The 18,162-nt window shown below is 62.5% G+C and carries 15 protein-coding genes; 9 read left to right on the forward strand and 6 right to left on the reverse strand.

Annotated features, from left to right (window positions below; genetic code table 11):
• The first annotated feature begins 8 nt into the window (after positions 1 to 8).
• Complete coding sequence (locus HPDFL43_RS22330; RefSeq protein WP_280949345.1) at positions 9 to 596, forward strand: efflux RND transporter permease subunit; 588 nt, start codon at positions 9 to 11, stop codon at positions 594 to 596.
• 56 nt (positions 597 to 652) lie between these two features.
• On the opposite strand, the gene HPDFL43_RS06605 is transcribed toward HPDFL43_RS22330, so the two are convergent.
• A complete protein-coding gene (locus tag HPDFL43_RS06605; RefSeq protein ID WP_007196510.1) occupies positions 653 to 1,270 on the reverse strand; it encodes an HAD family hydrolase in 618 nt (205 codons plus the stop codon).
• Between the two features lie 12 nt (positions 1,271 to 1,282).
• A complete protein-coding gene (gene mutY, locus HPDFL43_RS06610; RefSeq protein ID WP_007196511.1) occupies positions 1,283 to 2,365 on the reverse strand; it encodes an A/G-specific adenine glycosylase in 1,083 nt (360 codons plus the stop codon).
• 173 nt (positions 2,366 to 2,538) lie between these two features.
• Between mutY and HPDFL43_RS06615 the strand changes: the two genes are divergently transcribed.
• From HPDFL43_RS06615 to HPDFL43_RS06630, 4 genes are all read left to right on the forward strand, one after another.
• Positions 2,539 to 3,042: a DUF721 domain-containing protein gene (locus HPDFL43_RS06615; protein WP_007196513.1), complete on the forward strand. Its 504-nt coding sequence runs from the start codon at positions 2,539 to 2,541 to the stop codon at positions 3,040 to 3,042.
• Positions 3,043 to 3,224: 182 nt separating this feature from the next.
• Positions 3,225 to 3,980: a DsbA family protein gene (locus tag HPDFL43_RS06620; RefSeq protein ID WP_007196514.1), complete on the forward strand. Its 756-nt coding sequence runs from the start codon at positions 3,225 to 3,227 to the stop codon at positions 3,978 to 3,980.
• A gap of 87 nt (positions 3,981 to 4,067) precedes the next feature.
• Entirely contained in the window at positions 4,068 to 7,532 is a 3,465-nt protein-coding gene (smc, locus tag HPDFL43_RS06625; protein WP_007196515.1) for a chromosome segregation protein SMC, read from the forward strand.
• 61 nt (positions 7,533 to 7,593) lie between these two features.
• The gene (locus HPDFL43_RS06630) at positions 7,594 to 8,544 is read left to right on the forward strand and encodes an alpha/beta fold hydrolase (RefSeq protein WP_007196516.1); all 951 of its coding nucleotides are present in this window, start codon (positions 7,594 to 7,596) and stop codon (positions 8,542 to 8,544) included.
• Positions 8,545 to 8,599: 55 nt separating this feature from the next.
• Here the strand turns inward: HPDFL43_RS06630 and HPDFL43_RS06635 are convergent, their stop codons facing one another.
• Together HPDFL43_RS06635 and HPDFL43_RS22240 are read right to left on the reverse strand one after the other, a co-directional pair.
• On the reverse strand, positions 8,600 to 9,742 hold the full coding sequence (locus HPDFL43_RS06635; RefSeq protein ID WP_007196517.1) for a DegT/DnrJ/EryC1/StrS family aminotransferase: 1,143 nt from the start codon (positions 9,740 to 9,742) through the stop codon (positions 8,600 to 8,602).
• A 273-nt stretch (positions 9,743 to 10,015) separates the two neighbouring features.
• A complete protein-coding gene (locus HPDFL43_RS22240; RefSeq protein ID WP_007196518.1) occupies positions 10,016 to 10,378 on the reverse strand; it encodes a DUF1127 domain-containing protein in 363 nt (120 codons plus the stop codon).
• 102 nt (positions 10,379 to 10,480) lie between these two features.
• On the opposite strand from HPDFL43_RS22240, the gene HPDFL43_RS06645 reads away from it, so the two are divergent.
• The 3 genes from HPDFL43_RS06645 (at position 10,481) to HPDFL43_RS06655 (ending at position 15,520) form a co-directional block, all read left to right on the forward strand.
• Positions 10,481 to 11,362 carry a LysR family transcriptional regulator gene (locus HPDFL43_RS06645; RefSeq protein ID WP_169743233.1) on the forward strand — a complete coding sequence of 294 codons (882 nt, stop codon included), beginning with the start codon at positions 10,481 to 10,483 and terminating at the stop codon, positions 11,360 to 11,362.
• A gap of 175 nt (positions 11,363 to 11,537) precedes the next feature.
• Positions 11,538 to 14,210 (forward strand): pyruvate, phosphate dikinase, encoded by a 2,673-nt coding sequence (gene ppdK, locus HPDFL43_RS06650; RefSeq protein ID WP_040449816.1) that lies wholly within the window; start codon positions 11,538 to 11,540, stop codon positions 14,208 to 14,210.
• A 221-nt stretch (positions 14,211 to 14,431) separates the two neighbouring features.
• Positions 14,432 to 15,520 (forward strand): YeeE/YedE family protein, encoded by a 1,089-nt coding sequence (locus tag HPDFL43_RS06655; RefSeq protein ID WP_007196522.1) that lies wholly within the window; start codon positions 14,432 to 14,434, stop codon positions 15,518 to 15,520.
• An 11-nt stretch (positions 15,521 to 15,531) separates the two neighbouring features.
• Here the strand turns inward: HPDFL43_RS06655 and HPDFL43_RS06660 are convergent, their stop codons facing one another.
• Entirely contained in the window at positions 15,532 to 16,029 is a 498-nt protein-coding gene (locus tag HPDFL43_RS06660) for a hypothetical protein (protein WP_007196523.1), read from the reverse strand.
• Positions 16,030 to 16,278: 249 nt separating this feature from the next.
• Between HPDFL43_RS06660 and HPDFL43_RS06665 the strand changes: the two genes are divergently transcribed.
• Positions 16,279 to 17,115: a DUF1499 domain-containing protein gene (locus tag HPDFL43_RS06665; RefSeq protein WP_007196524.1), complete on the forward strand. Its 837-nt coding sequence runs from the start codon at positions 16,279 to 16,281 to the stop codon at positions 17,113 to 17,115.
• Between the two features lie 32 nt (positions 17,116 to 17,147).
• Here HPDFL43_RS06665 and HPDFL43_RS06670 read toward each other — a convergent pair whose 3' ends face one another.
• A complete protein-coding gene (locus tag HPDFL43_RS06670) occupies positions 17,148 to 18,110 on the reverse strand; it encodes an MBL fold metallo-hydrolase (protein ID WP_007196525.1) in 963 nt (320 codons plus the stop codon).
• Positions 18,111 to 18,162: the final 52 nt, after the last annotated feature.

Raw genomic sequence — 18,162 nt, forward strand, 5'->3', positions numbered from 1 at the left:
CGACAGCGATGCGCGTTCGAACACGGTCAACAATCTGCTGCCCCGATCGCCTGATCGTCACGCTGACGATCGCAACAATAGTCGTGACCTTCAATTCGTTCCGGCTGTCGCTGGTGGCGATGGTTGTCTGCGCTCTTTCCACTGGCCTGAGCATTCTCGCGCTCGCGGTGTTCCAATATCCTTTCGGGATTACAGCGATCATCGGGGTGATCGGTTCCATCGGCGTGTCGATCAATGCCGCCATCATCATCCTGACCGGACTTCAGGCAGATGCGAAGGCCAGTGCCAATGACACCGAGGCGATGGTCGATGTGATCATGCGTTCAAGCCGCCATATCGTCAGCACCACCATCACCACATTCGGTGGTTTCCTGCCCTTGATCCTGGCGGGCGGCGGCTTCTGGCCACCTTTCGCCATGGCGATTGGCGGTGGAGTGCTGCTGTCAACGGTGGTGTCGTTCTACTTCACCCCGCCGATGTTCGCCTTGCTCTATGCCGGGCGGAGGACCCGTCCTGGAGAGGTCGAAAAGGCCAATGTCGAGCCGGGAGATGTGCGTCAGGACAACATGCCGAAACTGGCGATGGCAGCAGAGTAGGGCGAAGCCGGTGCAAAGCCATCCAGGTGGTTTTGCGCAGTGACCAATGCATGGGTCTAGAGACCGAAACCTGCCAGATCCTCGCGCAATTTCGCAGCCCCTGTGAAATGCACCGATTGCCAGCCGGCCGCGATCGCGCCCTCGACATTCTTCTCGCTGTCATCAATGAACAGGCAGGCCGACGGGTCGAGGCCGAAGCTGTTCACATGGGTGTCGTAGATCTCCCGGTCCGGCTTGATCATGCCGATCTCACCTGAAACCGTCACGCCGCGCGGCACCTTGAGGAAGGGGAACATCTCCTGAGCCTGTTTGAAGGTATCGGCCGCGAAATTGGTCAGCATGGTCACGTCGCGCCCCTGCTGGATCAGGTCAAGCATGATGTCGACACTGTCTTGGTAGGCGTGGCTGACCATCTCGTGCCAATGGGTGCGAAAGGCGCGTATAAGGGCTTCCTTCTCCGGATGGTCTGCAATCAGCAGCGCCTCGGCATCGCTCCAGCTGCGTCCACGGTCCTGCTCAAGGTTCCACTCGTGGGTGCAGATGGTGTCGAAAAAGCTCTTCCGCTCCGCCTCGTCCGGGATCAGCCGGCTGAACGGTATGTTCGGATCATAATGGATCAGCACCTTGCCGATATCGAAAACGATGTGCTGGATGGCTGGTTTGGTCTCGCTCATGTCGCGCCTTTTCTAAAACCGGTCCGGAAAGGCACTGGCCAGCGCCTTCTTCATGACCGTGGGAAGAGCTTCTTCGGCCAGCGAATCGCTGGCACTCCACCAACCTCCATAGTCATCCGTGCCGGTGACAACCGCATGAAACACCTCAAGCCGCAATTCAAAATGTGTAAACACGTGTGAAATCATCCCGGTCTGGCGCCATTGAGCCTCAAATGGTGCGGCGCTTATGCCGGTTTTGCCATCCGCACGCACGGTCCAGTTGCTGGTGGGCAGTCCGCTCATGCCGCCAAGCAGGCCCTTGTCCGGGCGCTTGACCAGCAGCACCGCGCCGTCGCCACGTTCCGCCACGAAGGCCGCGCCCTTGCGCACCGGTTTGGTTTTCTTGGGAGCCTTGACTGGGAAAGCCTCCTGCCGCCCGGAGACGCGGGCGGCGCATCCTTCATCGAGCGGACAGAGCGCGCAGGCCGGGCGTTTTGGTGTGCAGATCGTGGCGCCCAGATCCATCAGCGCCTGGGCGAAATCTCCGGGCCGCTCATCAGGCGTGGCCGAGCCGACCAGGGTGGTGATCTCGGGCTTTGCCGAAGGCAGTGGCGTGTCGATCTCGAAAAGCCGGGTAAACACCCGCTCGATATTGCCGTCCACTACCGCTGCGGGAACATCAAAGGCAATCGCCGCAATCGCCGCAGCCGTATAGGGCCCGATGCCAGGCAGGGCGCGCAGCCCCTCTTCAGTCTGAGGGAACACGCCGCCGAACTCCGTGGCCACCTGGTCGGCGCATTTTTTCAGGTTCCGGGCCCGCGAGTAATAGCCGAGCCCGGCCCAGGCCTTCATCACGTCCCCGGTATCGGCGGCTGCCAGATCATTGACTGTCGGCCAGCGCCTCACAAAGACATCGAAATAGGATTTGACCGCCTGAACGGTGGTCTGCTGCAGCATGATTTCCGACAGCCAGACACGGTAGGGATCAGCCACCACGCCATGTTCGCGATCCTCCGGGCTGACCCGCCAGGGCAGTGTTCTGGCATGCCTGTCATACCAGGCGAGCAGCGGCGGCGCGATGCCTGCGGAAATCGGGGAGGGCTTTGCAGATGACATTGAACTCAGGCAGCGCTAGGAAGGAGTGGTGCATCCGGACACAGTGCGCGTCCGGTCAAACACAATGCCGGATCATGTCGCGCCGGACCGCGCGGCGCAATCCGTCAAAACCGGTTATCCCGGTATGGAACCGTTTCGGACCGGCAAGATGCAGGGCAGGGAGAGTTGGACTGGTGGCAAAACCCTTTACCCGCAAAGGCAGCGTCCAGATTGCCGAAGTCGCCAATGGGCTGATCGATCCGATCCTGGCCAGGCGCGCGGGCATCAACACGCTTTTGCTGGGGTCCTGGGACGAGATCGCAGGCGAGCAGTTTGCCGGATGCTCCAGGCCTGAGCGCATCCGCTGGCCCAAGCAGGATGGTCCCAGTGAGACCGGTGGCGGCTTCACGCCGGGCCAGTTGACCATCGCCTGCGAGGGCGCGCGGGCGCTGTTCCTGATGCACCAGCAGGCTGAGTTGATTTCGCGCTTGAACAGCTTTTTCGGCTTTCAGGCGATCTCCGAAGTCCGCATCGTCCAGAAGGCCATCCACACGCCAAGCCAGAAGCTCAAGACCCGCCCTCTCGACACGTTGGAAAAGCGCCGGCTTGCCGACATGCTGGCCGATGTCGAGGATCCGAAGCTGCGCGAGGCGCTCGAACGGCTGGGAACCGGCGTGATCGGCCGCAGGCGTAAATAGCAGATCCAAAGGGCCGCAATCACGGCTGCGTGAACGTGATGCTCTTGTTTGGCCACATTTGACGTTATAGGAGTTTGAGGCAAAGCTGGCAGTCACGAGATTGGTGTGGTGCCAGGCGCGCATGCCAGCTCTTCCCAACCTGCAGGCGCGCAGTTCAAGCAATTCGAAAACAGGTGATACCCATGTTCCTCAAGACGTCCCGACTGACCGCTGCCGCAACCGTTTCGCTGCTTGCCCTGACCCTTGCCGGCTGCTCGGACTCTTCTGACGAGACGCCGCAGGCTGGTGTGTCAACCGAAACCGCAGCGCCAGTGGACACCGCTGCCGCAACGCCATCGCCCGAAATCACTGGCTCTACAACGCCCGCTGTGGAAGCGCCGCAGGCCGCCGGTGAAGTCGACATGGCTGCGGTGCTTGCACCCGGACCGCTCAAGGAGATGGCGCTTGGAGATGAAAATGCACCGGTCACGATCGTCGAATACATGTCGATGACCTGCCCCCATTGCGCGTCCTTCCACGAGGACAACTTCAAGCCGCTGGTCGAGAAATATGTCGACACCGGCAAGGTGCGTTTCATTCTGCGCGAATTCCCCTTCGATCCCCGCGCGGCTGCAGCGATCATGCTGGCCCGCTGCGCGCCTGAAAACCAGTTCTTCCCGCTGGTCGATGTGATGTTCAAACAGCAGCGCAGCTGGGCGACGGCTCAGGATGGCCGTGCGGCATTGCTGCAAATCGCCCGTTTGGCCGGTTTTACACAGGAGTCCTTCGAGGCTTGCTTGACGAACCAGAAGCTTCTGGACGATGTGAATGCTGTAAGAACCAAGGCAGCAAACGAGTTTGGCGTTCAGTCGACGCCGACTTTCATCATCAACGGGAAGCGCTATCCGGGGAACATGTCGGTTGAAACCATGTCTGCGATCATCGACCCGCTTCTGTAAGCGGTCCATGCGCATTGCCCCCCGGCAATTTGCTTGCCGGGGCGGGGGCAGTGCGCCGGTGATTGCCTGTGGCCGGGAGTTGCGGCCATGAGGTTTACCAAGCTCCGGGTTCTGGGCTTCAAGTCCTTCGTTGAGCCGACCGAATTCCACATCGAGCGCGGCCTGACCGGCGTCGTCGGTCCCAATGGCTGCGGCAAGTCCAATCTTGTCGAAGCCATGCGCTGGGTGATGGGCGAGAATTCCTACAAGAACATGCGCGCCTCGGGCATGGACGACGTGATCTTCTCGGGCTCGGGCAACCGCCCGGCGCGCAACACCGCAGAAGTCGGTCTCTATCTCGACAATACCGACCGCACCGCGCCCGCAGCCTTCAACAATTCCGATGAGATCCAGGTCACCCGCCGCATCGAACGCGAATCCGGCTCGGTGTATCGCATCAATGGCAAGGAAGCCCGCGCCAAGGATGTGCAGCTTCTCTTTGCCGACGCCTCCACCGGCGCGCGCTCGCCCTCGATGGTCGGGCAGGGCCGTATCGGCGAACTGATCCAGGCCAAACCCCAGGCGCGGCGCCAATTGCTCGAAGAGGCGGCAGGCATTTCCGGCCTGCATTCACGCCGCCACGAGGCCGAACTGAGGCTGCGCGCCGCCGAGACCAATCTCGAACGGCTTGATGACGTCACGTCCGAACTGGAATCCCAGGTCGAAAGCCTCAAGCGCCAGGCCCGTCAGGCCAACCGGTTCAAGATCCTGTCCGCTGATGTCCGTCAGGCCGAGGCGACGCTTCTGCATCTGCGCTGGTCGATTGCCAAAGCCCAGGAGGCGGAGGCTGAAAGCGCGCTGGCGCAGGCAACCTCGCGCGTGGCCGAACTGGCGCAGGCGCAGATGGATGCGGCCAAGAACCAGGCCATTGCGGCTCACAAACTGCCCGATCTGCGCGAGGCCGAGGCGGCGGAAGCTGCAGCCCTGCAGCGTTTGCAGATCGCCCGCACCCAGATCGAGGAGGAGGCGGAGCGGCTTGAAAAGCGCCGTCAGGAGCTGGATCGCCGGCTCACCCAGCTCCATGCCGATATCGAGCGCGAACAGCGGCTGATCGCCGACAATGCCGGCGTGATGGAGCGTCTGGCAGCCGAAGAGAGCGAACTGCGCGCAGCCCTTGAAGGCAGCGGCGAGCGTTCTGCTCAGCTCAAACAGGCGTTCGAAGCAGCCCAGGCCAAGCTCGCCGAAACCGAAACATCGCTCGGGGTGGTCACCGCGGAGCGCGCCGAAGCCGCCGCCGAGCGCACCCAGCTTGAGCGTGTCATCCGCGAAGCCGGTGAGCGCAAGGCCCGGCTCGAGCGGCAGATCGCCAGCCAGGACGCCGATCTTGCCGGGATCGCTGAACGCATTGCCGGGCTGCCCGATCCTGCGGCCAAGCGTGCCGAGACCGAGACCGCCGAAAAGGCGCTGAGCGAAGCCGAGACGGCATTGTCGCGCATCGAGACCGCCCTTGAAGCTGCCCGCGAGACGGAAGCCGGGGCACGCCAGCCGGTGACGGAAGCAAGAGCCCGGCTCAATGCGATCGAGACTGAGGCCAAGACCATTTCCCGCATGCTCAATGCCGGGCAGGGCTCGGACCTTTTCCCGCCGGTGGTCGAGAAGATCAAGGTCGACCGCGGCTACGAGACCGCGCTTGGCGCGGCGCTGGGCGATGATCTTGACCTGCCGCTTGATCCGGCTGCACCGGCGCACTGGGCCAGGCTCGAAACGGTAGCAGATGATCCGGCATTGCCTGATGGCGTGACACCGCTGTCGACCCATGTCCGTGCGCCTGCCGAACTCGCCCGGCGCCTCGCACAGGTCGGCCTGGTGGCCGATGCGGACCATGGCCGCGCGCTCCATGCAGCGCTCAAGCCTGGCCAGCGGCTCGTCACCCGCGATGGTGCGCTGTTGAGATGGGATGGCTATGTCGCATCCGCCGATGCGCCGACACCGGCTGCGATGCGCCTTGAGCAGAAGAACCGTCTGGCCGAACTCGATGCCGAAGCCGTGGAGGCCACCAAGGCCCTGCGTGAAGCGGAAGCCGTACTTCAGGAGAGCGAGGCGGCGGTGGCCCAGCGTGTCGGCGAAGGCAAGGCCGCGCGCGATCTGATCCGCGATGCCAGCCGCAATGTGAGCCGCGCCCGTGACGAACTGGCCAGCGCCGAGCGCGCCTCGGGTGAACTGTCAAACCGCCGCGCGGTGCTCACCGAGTCCCGCGCCCAGGTGGGTGCACAGCTTGCCGAGACACAGACTGCGCTTGAAGAGGCCGCGACGGCTTTGAAAGCCTGTCCCGATCTCTCCGCACTCAACGCCGCGCTGACCAAGATCAACGCCGAAGTGGCAACCGACCGCGGTGCGCTGGCCGAGGCCCGTGCCGCCCATGAAGGGCTTGAGCGCGAGAACCAGGCCCGCGCACGGCGGCTTGAAGCGATTGCCGCGGAACGCGCGAGCTGGAGCGAACGCGCGACCAACGCGGAAAGCCACCTTGCATCCTTGCGCACCCGCGCCGACGAAACCCAAGCCGAAGTGACGCAAATCGCCGAAGCGCCCGACGAAATCGCCGTACGCCGCCGCGAGCTGATGCATCAGCTCTCTGAGGTTGAAAAGCGCCGCCAGCAGGCTGCCGATGCGCTGGCCGCCGCCGAGACCACATCGCGCGAGGCAGACAAGACCGCCACCGAGGCGATCGGGCATTTGTCTCAGGGCCGGGAAGCGCGCGGCCGGGCTGAGGAGCGCCTGATGGCGGCCAAGGAGCGGCGCGAGGACGGTGAGGCCCGCATCCGCGAAGCGCTGAACTGCGAACCGCATGAAGCCATGCGCCACACCGGCCTGGCTGCCGACGCGCCGATGCCTGATCCGGCCCAGATCGAGCGCACTCTTGAGCGCCTCAAGATCGAACGCGAACGGCTCGGTGCGGTCAATCTGCGCGCCGAGGAAGAGCAGACCGAACTCTCGGAACGGCTCGAAACCATCATCACCGAGCGCGAAGACATCATCGACGCGATCAAGAAGCTGCGCGCCGGAATCCAGAGCCTCAACAAGGAAGGCCGCGAGCGCCTGCTGGTCGCCTTTGACGAGGTCAACGCCCAGTTCCAGCGGCTGTTCACCCATCTGTTCGGTGGCGGCACGGCAGAACTGCAGCTCATTGAATCCGACGACCCGCTTGAAGCCGGGCTTGAAATTCTGGCACGGCCGCCAGGCAAGAAGCCGCAGACCATGACGCTGCTTTCGGGCGGCGAGCAGGCGCTCACGGCCATGGCGCTGATCTTCGCGGTATTCCTGACCAACCCGGCGCCGATCTGTGTGCTCGACGAGGTCGACGCGCCGCTTGATGATCACAATGTCGAGCGCTTCTGCAACCTGATGGACGAAATGGCGGCCTCCACCGAGACCCGTTTCGTCATCATCACCCACAACCCGATCACCATGGCCCGCATGAACCGCCTGTTCGGCGTCACCATGGCCGAGCAGGGCGTCAGCCAGCTGGTCTCGGTGGATCTTCAGACAGCCGAGCAGTTGCGGGATGCGGGGTGAGGGACGAGCCGCCGATAGGAAAGACGACAGACTTTCGGCGTGAGAAGAGGAAATTCAATCCATGAGTGTTTATGCCGGGGCGCTGATCATCATCGCGCTGTTCTTGTTCGCGTTTTTTCTGTGGACGCTCATTGTCTCCAGCGGCGCCAGGCGCGCGGTTCCCAAGCACGGCAAGACGCTGACAGTTGCAGGCAATGAGATTCACTACACTGATGAAGGTCCGCGCGATGCACCTGTGCTGGTGATGATCCATGGCCTTGCAGGCAACCTGAACAATCTTGGCTACGCGCTGACCGCACAGCTGTCGTCAGAGTTCCGGGTGATCAATCTGGACCGTCCGGGCTCGGGCTATTCAACCCGGTCCAGTGACGAGGCGGCGACGCTTCCTGCACAGGCGCGCATATTGGGCGCTTTTCTCGATCAGCTTGGCGTCGAGAAGCCGGTTCTTGTCGGCCATTCCCTTGGCGGGGCGGTGTCGCTTGCCATGGCTCTGGAACGACCTGAGAAGATCGGTGCGCTGGCGCTGCTGTGTCCATTGACCCACGCGGAAGGGAAGCCACATGCGGTCTTTGAGATTCTGATGATCAGGCCAAAACTCCTGCGTCTCTTCCTGGCCTACACGCTTGCGGCACCGGTCGGAAAAATGACCGCCAAGGCCACTCTTGAGCAGGTATTTGCACCTGAGGCGGCCCCCGGTGATTTCATGATCAAGGGCGGATTTGCGCTGAACTCGCGCCCGAAAACCTTCCTGGGAGCGTCGGCCGATCTCGCCGCCACAACGGCGTCATTGCCCGCACTTGTCGCCCGCTACAAATCCGATCTCAAGACGCCCGGAGCAGTCCTGTTCGGTGCGGAAGATCCCATCCTGAACCCGGATGTTCACGGGCGCCAAATGGAAGCCTATGGGCTGAACTATGAGGAGCTGGAGGGCGCAGGCCACATGATCCCGATGACAGCCCCCGAGGCATGTGCGGACTTCATCAGGCGGGTTGCCAGGCAAGTCGAACGATAGCTCACCAGCCGAATTCTCGACCCGTGAAATTGCCGCGTCCGGTGCAACGGATGCCCTACAAGGCCGAAATCAGGGCCTCGGCTACCCGGTCCTGGGTCTCTTCATCGAGATAGGGATGCATCGGCAGGCTGAGGACGCAGCCCGAGAGCATGTCGGTCACCGGCAGCGCGCTGCCTGCGATGCCGTGATGGCTGTAGGCGTCCTGCAAATGCAGCGGCTTGGAATAATAGACCGCGCTGGGGACGCCCTTGTCCTTCATCTGCGACTGGATGGCGCCACGGTCGGCTCCGTCTGGAAGCTTGACTGTGTATTGCGCCCAGACCGACTGCAGCCCCTCGGGGACGTGCGGTGTGGCCACATGGCCCGAAAGCAGCGACGAATAACGGGCTGCGATCCGGTTGCGGGCTTCGATCTCGTCATCGAAGATCGCCAGTTTCTCGATCAGGATCGCTGCCTGCATGGTGTCGATGCGGCCGGTCATGCCGATGCGCACATTGTCATACTGGCTGGTGCCCTTGCCGTGAAACAGGATCGAGCGCAGCGTCTCGGCGAGTTCCGCGTCATCGGTGAAGATCGCCCCGCCATCGCCATAGGCGCCCAGCGGTTTGGCCGGGAAGAAGCTGGTGGCGGTCGCCATCGCCAATGTGCCGACCCGGCTGTTGTGATAGCGCGCACCATAGGCCTGCGCCCCGTCGCCAAGCACCCACAAGCCTTCGCGGGCGGCGATTTTCGATATGGCGTCGTAATCGGCAGGAACGCCAAACAGATCCACCGGGATCACGCCCACCGGTTCATGACCGGCGGCCCTCGCTTCAGCAATAGCGGTTTCGAGTGAGGCGGGATCCATGTTGAAGGTATCGGCGTCCACATCGACAAACCAGATATGCGCGCCGAGCCACGCCACCACCTCGGCGGTGGCGACAAAGGTAAAGGACGGGCAGAAGATAGCCTGGCCCGGCCGCACCATTTTTGCCATCAGCACCATCGCCAGTGCGTCCGTTCCCGATGAGCAGGCGATGGAATGCGCGGCACCGCAATGGGCCGACAATTGTGCCTCCAGCTCCGCGACCTCGGGGCCCATAACGTACTGACCATGATCGAGCACCCTCGCGACTGCTGCATCAACCCGGTCGCGGATGCGCGCCTGCTGGGCCACGAGATCAACGAAACGAACTGGATCCTGGCGGCTTGCTGACATTGTGCGGTCGGTCCTGGGTCTGTGGGGCATCGCGGTGCCGTGGGACGGGTTTTGGTACCATTGCATCTCTGATGATGGACACAGTGGGCCCGCATGACACCGGCTCTCCTGTTAATCGGCTTGAGCGGCCGGGTCCATACTTTGATGCTGCGATACAATGTCTTCTTTCACGGGAAGCGATCACTTTGCGTTGCCGTTGGTGACGACATGTGACAGCGGGCGGCCACGGGCAAGGCCGGTTTGCTGAGGGGCAGGAGGCAACAGCCAGATCGTTTACGGATAGTCTCGCCAGAACGGCGTCCGCGCCACCGCCTGGGCTTCTTTCCTCGTCATGCCAAGGTCGAGAAGCATTGTGTCGGTGAAGGCGTCGAGTTCGCGAAGCATGCGCCTGCGTTCGCTGAAACGGGCAATCCACAGCCTGAGCGTATCGCCAAGACGTGGTCTTTGAACCTCCGTAACGGTTAGCGGCTCGTCCCGTTTGCCGGCCTGCTCCAGCATGCGGGTGATCTCCGGGTAGCGCGAAACCGGGCTGCTTTCCGGCAGCGCATTGAACCGCAGATAGGACTTGCCACGGTAATCCAGGTGATGCGCATTGCGCTCAAGTCTGGTTTCGGGAGGGACATTCTCGGCCAGCATTTTGGTTTCCTTTCATGTTTCAGCAAAATACTGCTTCTTCCGAATAAAAAAATTGAGTAATTGGAACCGGGCTCGTGAGAAAAACTCACTATGGAGCATGCCATGGAGTCTCTGCCGCCACTGACCAGCCTGCTAGCCTTTGAGGCATTTTACCGCACGGGTTCCGTCACCGAAGCGGCGGATCGGCTGGGAAGAACCCACGGAGCCGTGTCAAAACAACTGCATTCGCTGCAGGACCACACCGGTACAGTGTTGTTCACCAAACAGGGAAGCGGAATAGAACTCACATCAGAGGGTCGCACATTCGCAAGGATTGTGGCCCGCGCGCTTGATGAGATGCGCACCGGCTGGAGCGAACTTGCCGCCGATAGCGCCAACCGGCCGGTGCGGATTCTGGCCAGCGCGACCTTCGCCCGCTCGTGGCTGATACCCGTGATCGCCCGATTCAATGCCGAATATCCGCATATTGACGTTTCGATCCGGCTCGTCGGCCCCAATGGCAGCCTCGATTATGAAGGCAGGGCGGATCTGACCTTTTCCTACAACCGGGTATTCAGTCCCGGCCATTGGCATGGCGCTGTTTCTTTGGGTGACGTGGAAATGGGGCCGGTCCTGTCTCCTGACTATCCACACACACATGCCGATGGTGTGTTGTCGGTCCAGACCCGCATTGACCGCAATGGCAACGAAAGCGATTGGGAAAACTGGAGCCGCTTGACTGGTGTAACCGTCCAGGCGCGCAAGGAACAGGTCTTCGACCATTCCTATCTGACCTTTCAGGCCGCCCGGAACGGTATGGGGATCGCCATGGCTGCGCGGTTTCTCGTGTCAGGCATGATCGAGACCGGCGAGCTGATTGCCCCGCTGGGCTTTGTCCGTTTCGAGGGCGGCCTGCTGGTTCGCCCCCTCTGGCGGCAAGAACAGCGCCCCAATCCGGATGCACTGGTACTGCTCGACTGGCTCAAGGCAAATGCAAAACCCTGAAATGCCTGTTCGCCGGCGGTCGAATTGCGCTTGATCGCACCGCATTGCGTTTTCAATCGATATAGGCGGAACCGCTGCCAAAGGCGGGGTTGACCTTTCAATGCTGCACCGCATAAGCCTTGCCGGAAGCTTGGTCGGGCAAGTGGCCGCGGCGGGCGAAGTGGAGAGCAGTTGCATGACCAAATGGGTCTACACTTTCGGTGACGGGCAGGCGGAAGGTTCGGCGGGGGATCGCAACCTCCTGGGCGGCAAGGGCGCCAATCTTGCCGAGATGTGCAATCTTGGCCTTCCGGTGCCACCGGGCCTGACCATCACCACCGAGGCCTGCGTCTGGTACTACGAAAACGGGCGCAAAATGCCCGATGGCCTGGAGAAGGCCGTTACCGACGCATTGATCCAGGTTGGTGAGATTGCCGGCCGTCGTTTTGGTGATCCCGAAAAGCCATTGCTTCTTTCGGTGCGCTCGGGAGCCCGCGCCTCGATGCCCGGCATGATGGATACCGTCCTCAATCTCGGTCTCAACGATGCCACGGTGGCAGCAGTTGCGCGTGCATCCGGCGACGAGCGGTTTGCGTTGGACAGCTACCGTCGCTTTATCCAGATGTATGGCGATGTGGTTATGGGCCTCGATCACGAGGTGTTCGAGGAAATCCTCGAAGATGAGAAGGCTCGTCTTGGTCATGAGCTGGACACCGATGTGAGCGCAGCTGAATGGCGCGAGATCATCGCCCGTTACATGGCGGTCATCGAGGAAGAACTCGGTGTGCCGTTCCCGCAGGATCCGCACCAGCAGCTTTGGGGCGCGATCGGCGCGGTCTTTGCAAGCTGGATGAATGCGCGCGCCATCACCTACCGGCAGCTCCACGACATCCCCGCATCATGGGGAACAGCGGTCAATGTCCAGGCGATGGTGTTCGGCAATCTCGGCGACACATCGGCGACCGGCGTGGCCTTTACCCGCAACCCGTCGACCGGCGCCAATGAGCTGTATGGCGAATTCCTGGTCAACGCCCAGGGCGAGGATGTTGTCGCCGGGATCCGCACTCCGCAGTCGATCACCGAAGCCTCGCGCATCGCTGCCGGCTCGGACCGGCCGTCGCTCGAAAAACTCATGCCCGAAGCGTTCGGCGAGTTTCTCGGTATCTGCGACCGGCTCGAGCGGCACTACCGCGACATGCAGGATCTGGAGTTCACCATCGAGCGCGGCAAATTGTGGATGCTGCAGACCCGTTCGGGCAAGCGCACCGCGAAGGCAGCGTTGAAGGCCGCCGTCGACATGGCCGAAGAGGGGCTGATCACCCGCGAGGAGGCGGTGTTGCGCGTCGATCCTGCGTCGCTCGACCAGCTTCTGCATCCGACAATTGATCCCCATGCGCGCCGCGATGTGATCGCTTCGGGCCTTCCCGCGTCTCCCGGTGCTGCAACTGGCGAGATTGTTTTCACCTCCGACGAGGCAGTCGAAGCCGTCAAGGCCGGCCGCAAGGTGATCCTGGTGCGGGTCGAAACCAGCCCGGAAGACATTCATGGCATGCACGCCGCCGAGGGCATCCTGACCTCGCGCGGCGGCATGACCAGCCACGCCGCCGTCGTGGCACGCGGCATGGGCACGCCCTGTGTCTCCGGTGCCGGCGGTTTGCGCATCGACGGCCGCAATGGAACCCTGGTGGCTCTTGGGACGACCCTGAAAGCCGGTGATGTGATCACATTGGATGGTTCGACCGGGCAGGTGCTCAAAGGCGCGGTCGCGATGCTGCAGCCTGAACTCTCGGGCGATTTCGGCCAGATCATGGAATGGGCCGATGCAACGCGGCGCATGAAGGTGCGCACCAATGCCGAAACCCCTGCCGATGCCCGTGCCGCGCGCTCGTTCGGGGCCGAAGGTATTGGCCTGTGCCGCACCGAGCACATGTTCTTTGAGGGCGACCGCATCACCGCCATGCGCGAGATGATCCTGGCCGACGCCGAAGATGGCCGCCGCGCGGCACTCGCCAAGCTTTTGCCGATGCAGCGTTCCGATTTCATCGAGCTGTTCGAGATCATGAAGGGGCTGCCGGTCACGATCCGGTTGCTCGATCCGCCGCTGCACGAATTCCTGCCCAAGACCGACGCGGAAATCGCAGAAGTTGCCGGTCTCATCGGCGTCTCGGTTGAGAAGCTCAGCCAACGGGTCGATGAACTGCATGAATTCAACCCGATGCTGGGCCATCGCGGCTGCCGGCTGGCGATCTCCTATCCCGAAATTGCCGAGATGCAGGCCCGTGCCATTTTCGAGGCCGCCGTCGAGGCAGCCAAATCCACCGGCGCGCCGGTGGTGCCTGAAATCATGGTCCCGCTGGTCGGCCTTCGTGAGGAGCTCGATTTCGTCAAGGCGCGGATCGATGCCGTGGCCAAGGAGATCATCGGCGAGGCGGGTGTCGGCATTGAATATCTGGTTGGCACCATGATCGAATTGCCGCGGGCCGCCATCCGTGCCCATGCGATTGCGGAAGTGGCCGAATTCTTCTCCTTCGGCACCAACGACCTGACCCAGACCACCTTCGGGATTTCGCGCGATGACGCCTCGTCCTTCCTGATGACCTATCAGCAAAAGGGCATCATCGAGCAGGACCCGTTCGTTACGCTGGACATCGACGGTGTCGGCGAACTGGTGCGGATCGCTTCCGAGAAGGGCAGGGCCACCCGGCCCGACATCAAGCTCGGCATCTGTGGCGAGCATGGCGGTGATCCGGCATCTGTCCGCTTCTGCGAATCCATCGGGCTTGACTATGTCAGTTGCTCGCCCTTCCGTGTGCCCATTGCCCGCTTGGCCGCAGCCCAGGCTGCCATTGCGAAGAAGCCAACGGCCTGAACAACCTTAGGGCTTTCGGCATGCCCCGTTCGGCTGGTGTGGTTGAAAGACAATTTTCGCCCTCTTGCGGCTGTCAAAACACCTGCGTGGAAATCAATTCTATTTCTGCCGGGTCTGTGAGAAAGAAAAACCTGCGGACCGGCTGTTTGGCGAAACCTGCAGCCATCCAGTCCCTCGTGATAAATTGTATTTTGGCGATACTTTCTACGGAGACTAAAGCCATGGACCTCGTTCCCCTGATCGATCTTATCGGTGAGCCGCAAACTGCGTTGGTTGGCGGCCTCGCGCTCGGCCTCGCTTTCGGCGTGTTCGCACAGCGCAGCCGTTTCTGCACCCGTTCGGCGGTGCTTGCGGCAATGGGTGACAGCGACATCAAGCCTCTGGCCACCTGGACAGCCGGCTTCGCCGCCGCGATCCTGGCGGTTCAGTGGCTGTTGTTCGCTGACCAGATCGATGTTGCGGAAACCCGCTTTTTCTCCACCGCTCAAAGCCTCTCGGGCGCCATCATCGGCGGCCTGGTGTTCGGCATCGGAATGGTGCTGGCGCGCGGATGCGTGTCCCGGCTGATGGTGCTGGGCGCTTCGGGCAATCTGCGCGGGGTCTTCTCGATCGCGATAGTCGCGCTGACCGCGCTGGCCACTTACAGTGGTTTGCTGGTGCCGCTGCGCGATCTCATCGGGGGTGTCTGGAGCACCGCCGCCATCGGCGGCAATGACCTGCTCGCCCATCTCGGTGCCGGCCAGTCAACCGGCCTTGCAATCGGGGGCGTGCTGACTGCAATTGCGCTTGGGCTGGCCCTCAAGGCAAAGCTGTCGCTCTGGCGTTTGTTTGGCGGTGCCGCAATCGGCCTGACTGTGGCCGTCGGCTGGTACTTTACCTGGCAACTTTCAACACAGGTGTTCGAGCCGATCCAGGCCGAGAGCCTGTCCTTCATCCGCCCGCTTGCCACCACCGGCGAACTGGCGCTGGGCAACGGCTTTGCCGGGCTTGATCAGGGCGTGTTGATTGGCGCGGTTCTGGGCGCATTCCTGGCGGCCCTGGTTTCGGGCGAGTTCCGCATCGCGACCTTCGCCGAACCCGGCACGCCCTCGATCTGGCGCTATGCAGCCGGCTCGGTACTGATGGGATTCGGCGGCATTCTCGCCGTCGGCTGCACCATCGGGGCAGGCCTGACAGGTGGCTCTGTTCTGGCGGTTTCCTCGCTTGTGGGATTGGCGTCAATGATGGCTGGAGCGGCGCTGGCCAGGTTCGCGCTTCGCGCTTCTGAAACGCAGCAGTCCGGCTCAGCCTCCATTGTTCCCGCCGAATAGGCTCTTGTAAATCAGAGCCTCTCCAGCACGGCGAGGAAGGCCTTGGCGAATTGCACCAGGCCGGCAGTTTCCGGTCCCGGCTCGACAGCGGTGGCACGGTCGCCTTCGGGTGAAAGCAGAACCAGGCCGAAGCGGCCGCCATCCTTGCGCGACAGGCATATGACGGCAATACGCTGAGCATCTCCAATGAGCCCGGAAGCCGGCAGATCGAACAGGAACTCCGCACCGGAGGCCTTGGCCGCATCGCGAACAGCCTCGCAAAACCCGTGACCGTTGATCTCATCGGGATCAAGCGCCAGTTCAAGCTCCATCAGGTCCAGGCTGATCGGCGCCGGTGAAGCGCGCTGGGAGCCGGTTTGAACAGCGTGAGCAGTCTTGGAGATGTAATCACCAGGGCGGGCGGCAAGAGCGGCGGGATCCGCTGGCAGCGGAAGCCGCGGGCCGATGAACTGGCGGCCGCCATAGGGGGGGGTCGCGGCATTTTGCGGCGGGACTTGTTCAGTTTCCATGGCGGATCTCCTTCGCTGCACAGGACTGTGCGGGTCGATCTGCCCCCCAATTCTTTATCTAGACTGCCAAGCATGGCCGAAGTGTGGCGCTTGCCGCGCTTGCAATGAGCGGCTAATGAAACGTCTCGAATGTTCGTCGCGCGACTGTGCGCCGCCCGCCCGGAGACTGGCCGCCGCATGCCCTTCCGCCCTCAAAGACCAAACTCGCTCGCGGCCGCTTGGGCGCGCAGATTGGGCCGGTTCACGCTCATGCTCGCGCTGATGGCAGTGCTGTTGCATCGGCTGGCGATACTGGCCTTGCCGAACGCGGTAGCGGTTATCCTGATTGCCACATTCCTCGCGATGCTGGTGTTCGGTCTCGCGGTGATCGGCTTTATCATGCTCTGGCACATTGGAGCCAAGGGCGGTCATGCATCTTTCAGCGGCATGGTCATGGCGCTTCTGGTGCTTGTTCCTGTCGGTCTTGCCGCGGCGCGCTATGTGACGCTTCCTGCGCTGCATGATGTTTCCACCGACATTGAAGATCCACCTCAATGGCTTGAGCCTCCGCCTTTTGTTGCGTCCTGGCTGCTGCGCTCGGATGAGGTGGATCCTGCGACGCGAAATCTTCAATTGCAGGCCTACCCGAGTGTCACCGGTCGCCGTTATGAAGGCGCTATCGACAGGGTCCTGCCGGCGGTCAACGCCGTCGCCGCAGACGCCAAATGGGTTCTTGTCGCCAATATCGGCGCAGAGACCCTGTTTGATGGTCTTGAGGAAAATCTGGCAGACGAAGAGGATGAAGAGGCCGCCAGCGGTGAAGCCGATCCGTCGCGCGCGCCGGTGCCCGTCCCCCGGCCCGGTGTCGAGAGTGACTGGTTGGAGCCGCTTCCCACCTTTGCCGTACTTCAGTACCGCACCAGGACCCTGGTTCTGGGCATCCCGCAGGATGTGCTTGTGCGCCTCTCTGAGGAAGAGGAAACCACCTTCGTCGACATGCGCGCAGCAACCCGCGACGGCAATCATGATCTTGGTTTGAACGCAGAGCTGATCACCCGGTTCCTGCGCGACCTCGATGTACGGTTGCTGGGGATTGCCGGAGGCTGAAGCCCGGGCCTCGATGGTGGGCAGGGCGTGCTCTAGCCCGGCTGATATTCGCCATTGATGGAGGGCGGTCCGTCGGTCACCACCGCGCCGCGGCCGACAAGATCTTCCAGATGGGCCAGCACCGAGAGTGCCGCTGCCCCGTGAAGCCGGGGATCGGTGTCGCGGTAGATCGCTGCCACCATCTCGCTGATCAGCCGGTCGCCCTTGCCGACCCTGGAGAGCACAGCCTGTTCACGCATGCGCCTGTGGGTCTTGAGCGCGCGAACAAATTTGCGCGGCTCTTTCACCGCGCCACCATGACCGGGCAGGTAGCGCTGGTCGTCACGCCCCAGGAGCATGTCGAGCGAGGCCATGAAGTCGCTCATCGCACCATCGGGCGGCGCAATGATCGAAGTCGCCCAGGCCATCACATGGTCGCCGGAAAACACGATCCCGGTGCCTTGAAGCGCAAACGCGGCATGGTTTGCGGTGTGGCCGGGCGTGTGCAATGTCTCGATCGCCCAGCGGTCGCCCTGAGTGATTGCGCCATGGGCGGCGGCGATGTCGGGTGTAAACTCCATGTCGGAGCTTTCCTTGAGCGGGTTGACCTCCCCGGTGTAGAGCGGCCGCGCGGATCTGTGCGGGCCTTCAGCCACCACAATCGCGCCGGTTTCGGCTTTGAGCCGCGACGCAAGGGGCGAATGATCACGATGGGTGTGGGTGACAAAGATGTGGCTGACCGGGCGGTCACCGATCGCCGTTTTGAGCGCCCGCCAATGGCTCTCGTCCTCGGGTCCTGGATCGATCACTGCCAGGGTCTCGCGCCCGACGATGTAGCTGTTTGTGCCGTGAAAGGTCAGTGGACCGGAATTGGGTGCAGTCACCCGCAACACATTGTCTGCCGCCGGCACAGCCTTGCCGTGGGAAGGCTCAAAGGCCCGATCGAATTCAGGGTCGCTCACATTTTGCTCCAGATCGTGCCAGGGCCTTGAGACCCGGAAACAGCCACGTGCCATACCGAGCACGCAGGGCGGCCGATGTCGCCGGGACTGTCCTCGTCCAGGCGCG

The organism is Hoeflea phototrophica DFL-43 (assembly GCF_000154705.2).
Classification (GTDB): domain Bacteria; phylum Pseudomonadota; class Alphaproteobacteria; order Rhizobiales; family Rhizobiaceae; genus Hoeflea; species Hoeflea phototrophica.

What these genes read in the sequence shown, in the direction of transcription:
- HPDFL43_RS06605 (WP_007196510.1), bottom strand. Translation starts at nt 1,270, where the DNA reads ATGAGCGAGACCAAACCAGCCATCCAGCACATCGTTTTCGATATCGGC.
- mutY (WP_007196511.1), bottom strand. Translation starts at nt 2,365, where the DNA reads ATGTCATCTGCAAAGCCCTCCCCGATTTCCGCAGGCATCGCGCCGCCG.
- HPDFL43_RS06670 (WP_007196525.1), bottom strand. Translation starts at nt 18,110, where the DNA reads ATGGCACGTGGCTGTTTCCGGGTCTCAAGGCCCTGGCACGATCTGGAG.
- HPDFL43_RS06665 (WP_007196524.1), top strand. Translation starts at nt 16,279, where the DNA reads ATGCTCGCGCTGATGGCAGTGCTGTTGCATCGGCTGGCGATACTGGCC.
- HPDFL43_RS06655 (WP_007196522.1), top strand. Translation starts at nt 14,432, where the DNA reads ATGGACCTCGTTCCCCTGATCGATCTTATCGGTGAGCCGCAAACTGCG.
- smc (WP_007196515.1), top strand. Translation starts at nt 4,068, where the DNA reads ATGAGGTTTACCAAGCTCCGGGTTCTGGGCTTCAAGTCCTTCGTTGAG.
- HPDFL43_RS06660 (WP_007196523.1), bottom strand. Translation starts at nt 16,029, where the DNA reads ATGGAAACTGAACAAGTCCCGCCGCAAAATGCCGCGACCCCCCCCTAT.
- HPDFL43_RS06635 (WP_007196517.1), bottom strand. Translation starts at nt 9,742, where the DNA reads ATGTCAGCAAGCCGCCAGGATCCAGTTCGTTTCGTTGATCTCGTGGCC.
- HPDFL43_RS22240 (WP_007196518.1), bottom strand. Translation starts at nt 10,378, where the DNA reads ATGCTGGCCGAGAATGTCCCTCCCGAAACCAGACTTGAGCGCAATGCG.
- HPDFL43_RS06645 (WP_169743233.1), top strand. Translation starts at nt 10,481, where the DNA reads ATGGAGTCTCTGCCGCCACTGACCAGCCTGCTAGCCTTTGAGGCATTT.
- HPDFL43_RS22330 (WP_280949345.1), top strand. Translation starts at nt 9, where the DNA reads ATGCGCGTTCGAACACGGTCAACAATCTGCTGCCCCGATCGCCTGATC.
- HPDFL43_RS06630 (WP_007196516.1), top strand. Translation starts at nt 7,594, where the DNA reads ATGAGTGTTTATGCCGGGGCGCTGATCATCATCGCGCTGTTCTTGTTC.
- HPDFL43_RS06620 (WP_007196514.1), top strand. Translation starts at nt 3,225, where the DNA reads ATGTTCCTCAAGACGTCCCGACTGACCGCTGCCGCAACCGTTTCGCTG.
- ppdK (WP_040449816.1), top strand. Translation starts at nt 11,538, where the DNA reads ATGACCAAATGGGTCTACACTTTCGGTGACGGGCAGGCGGAAGGTTCG.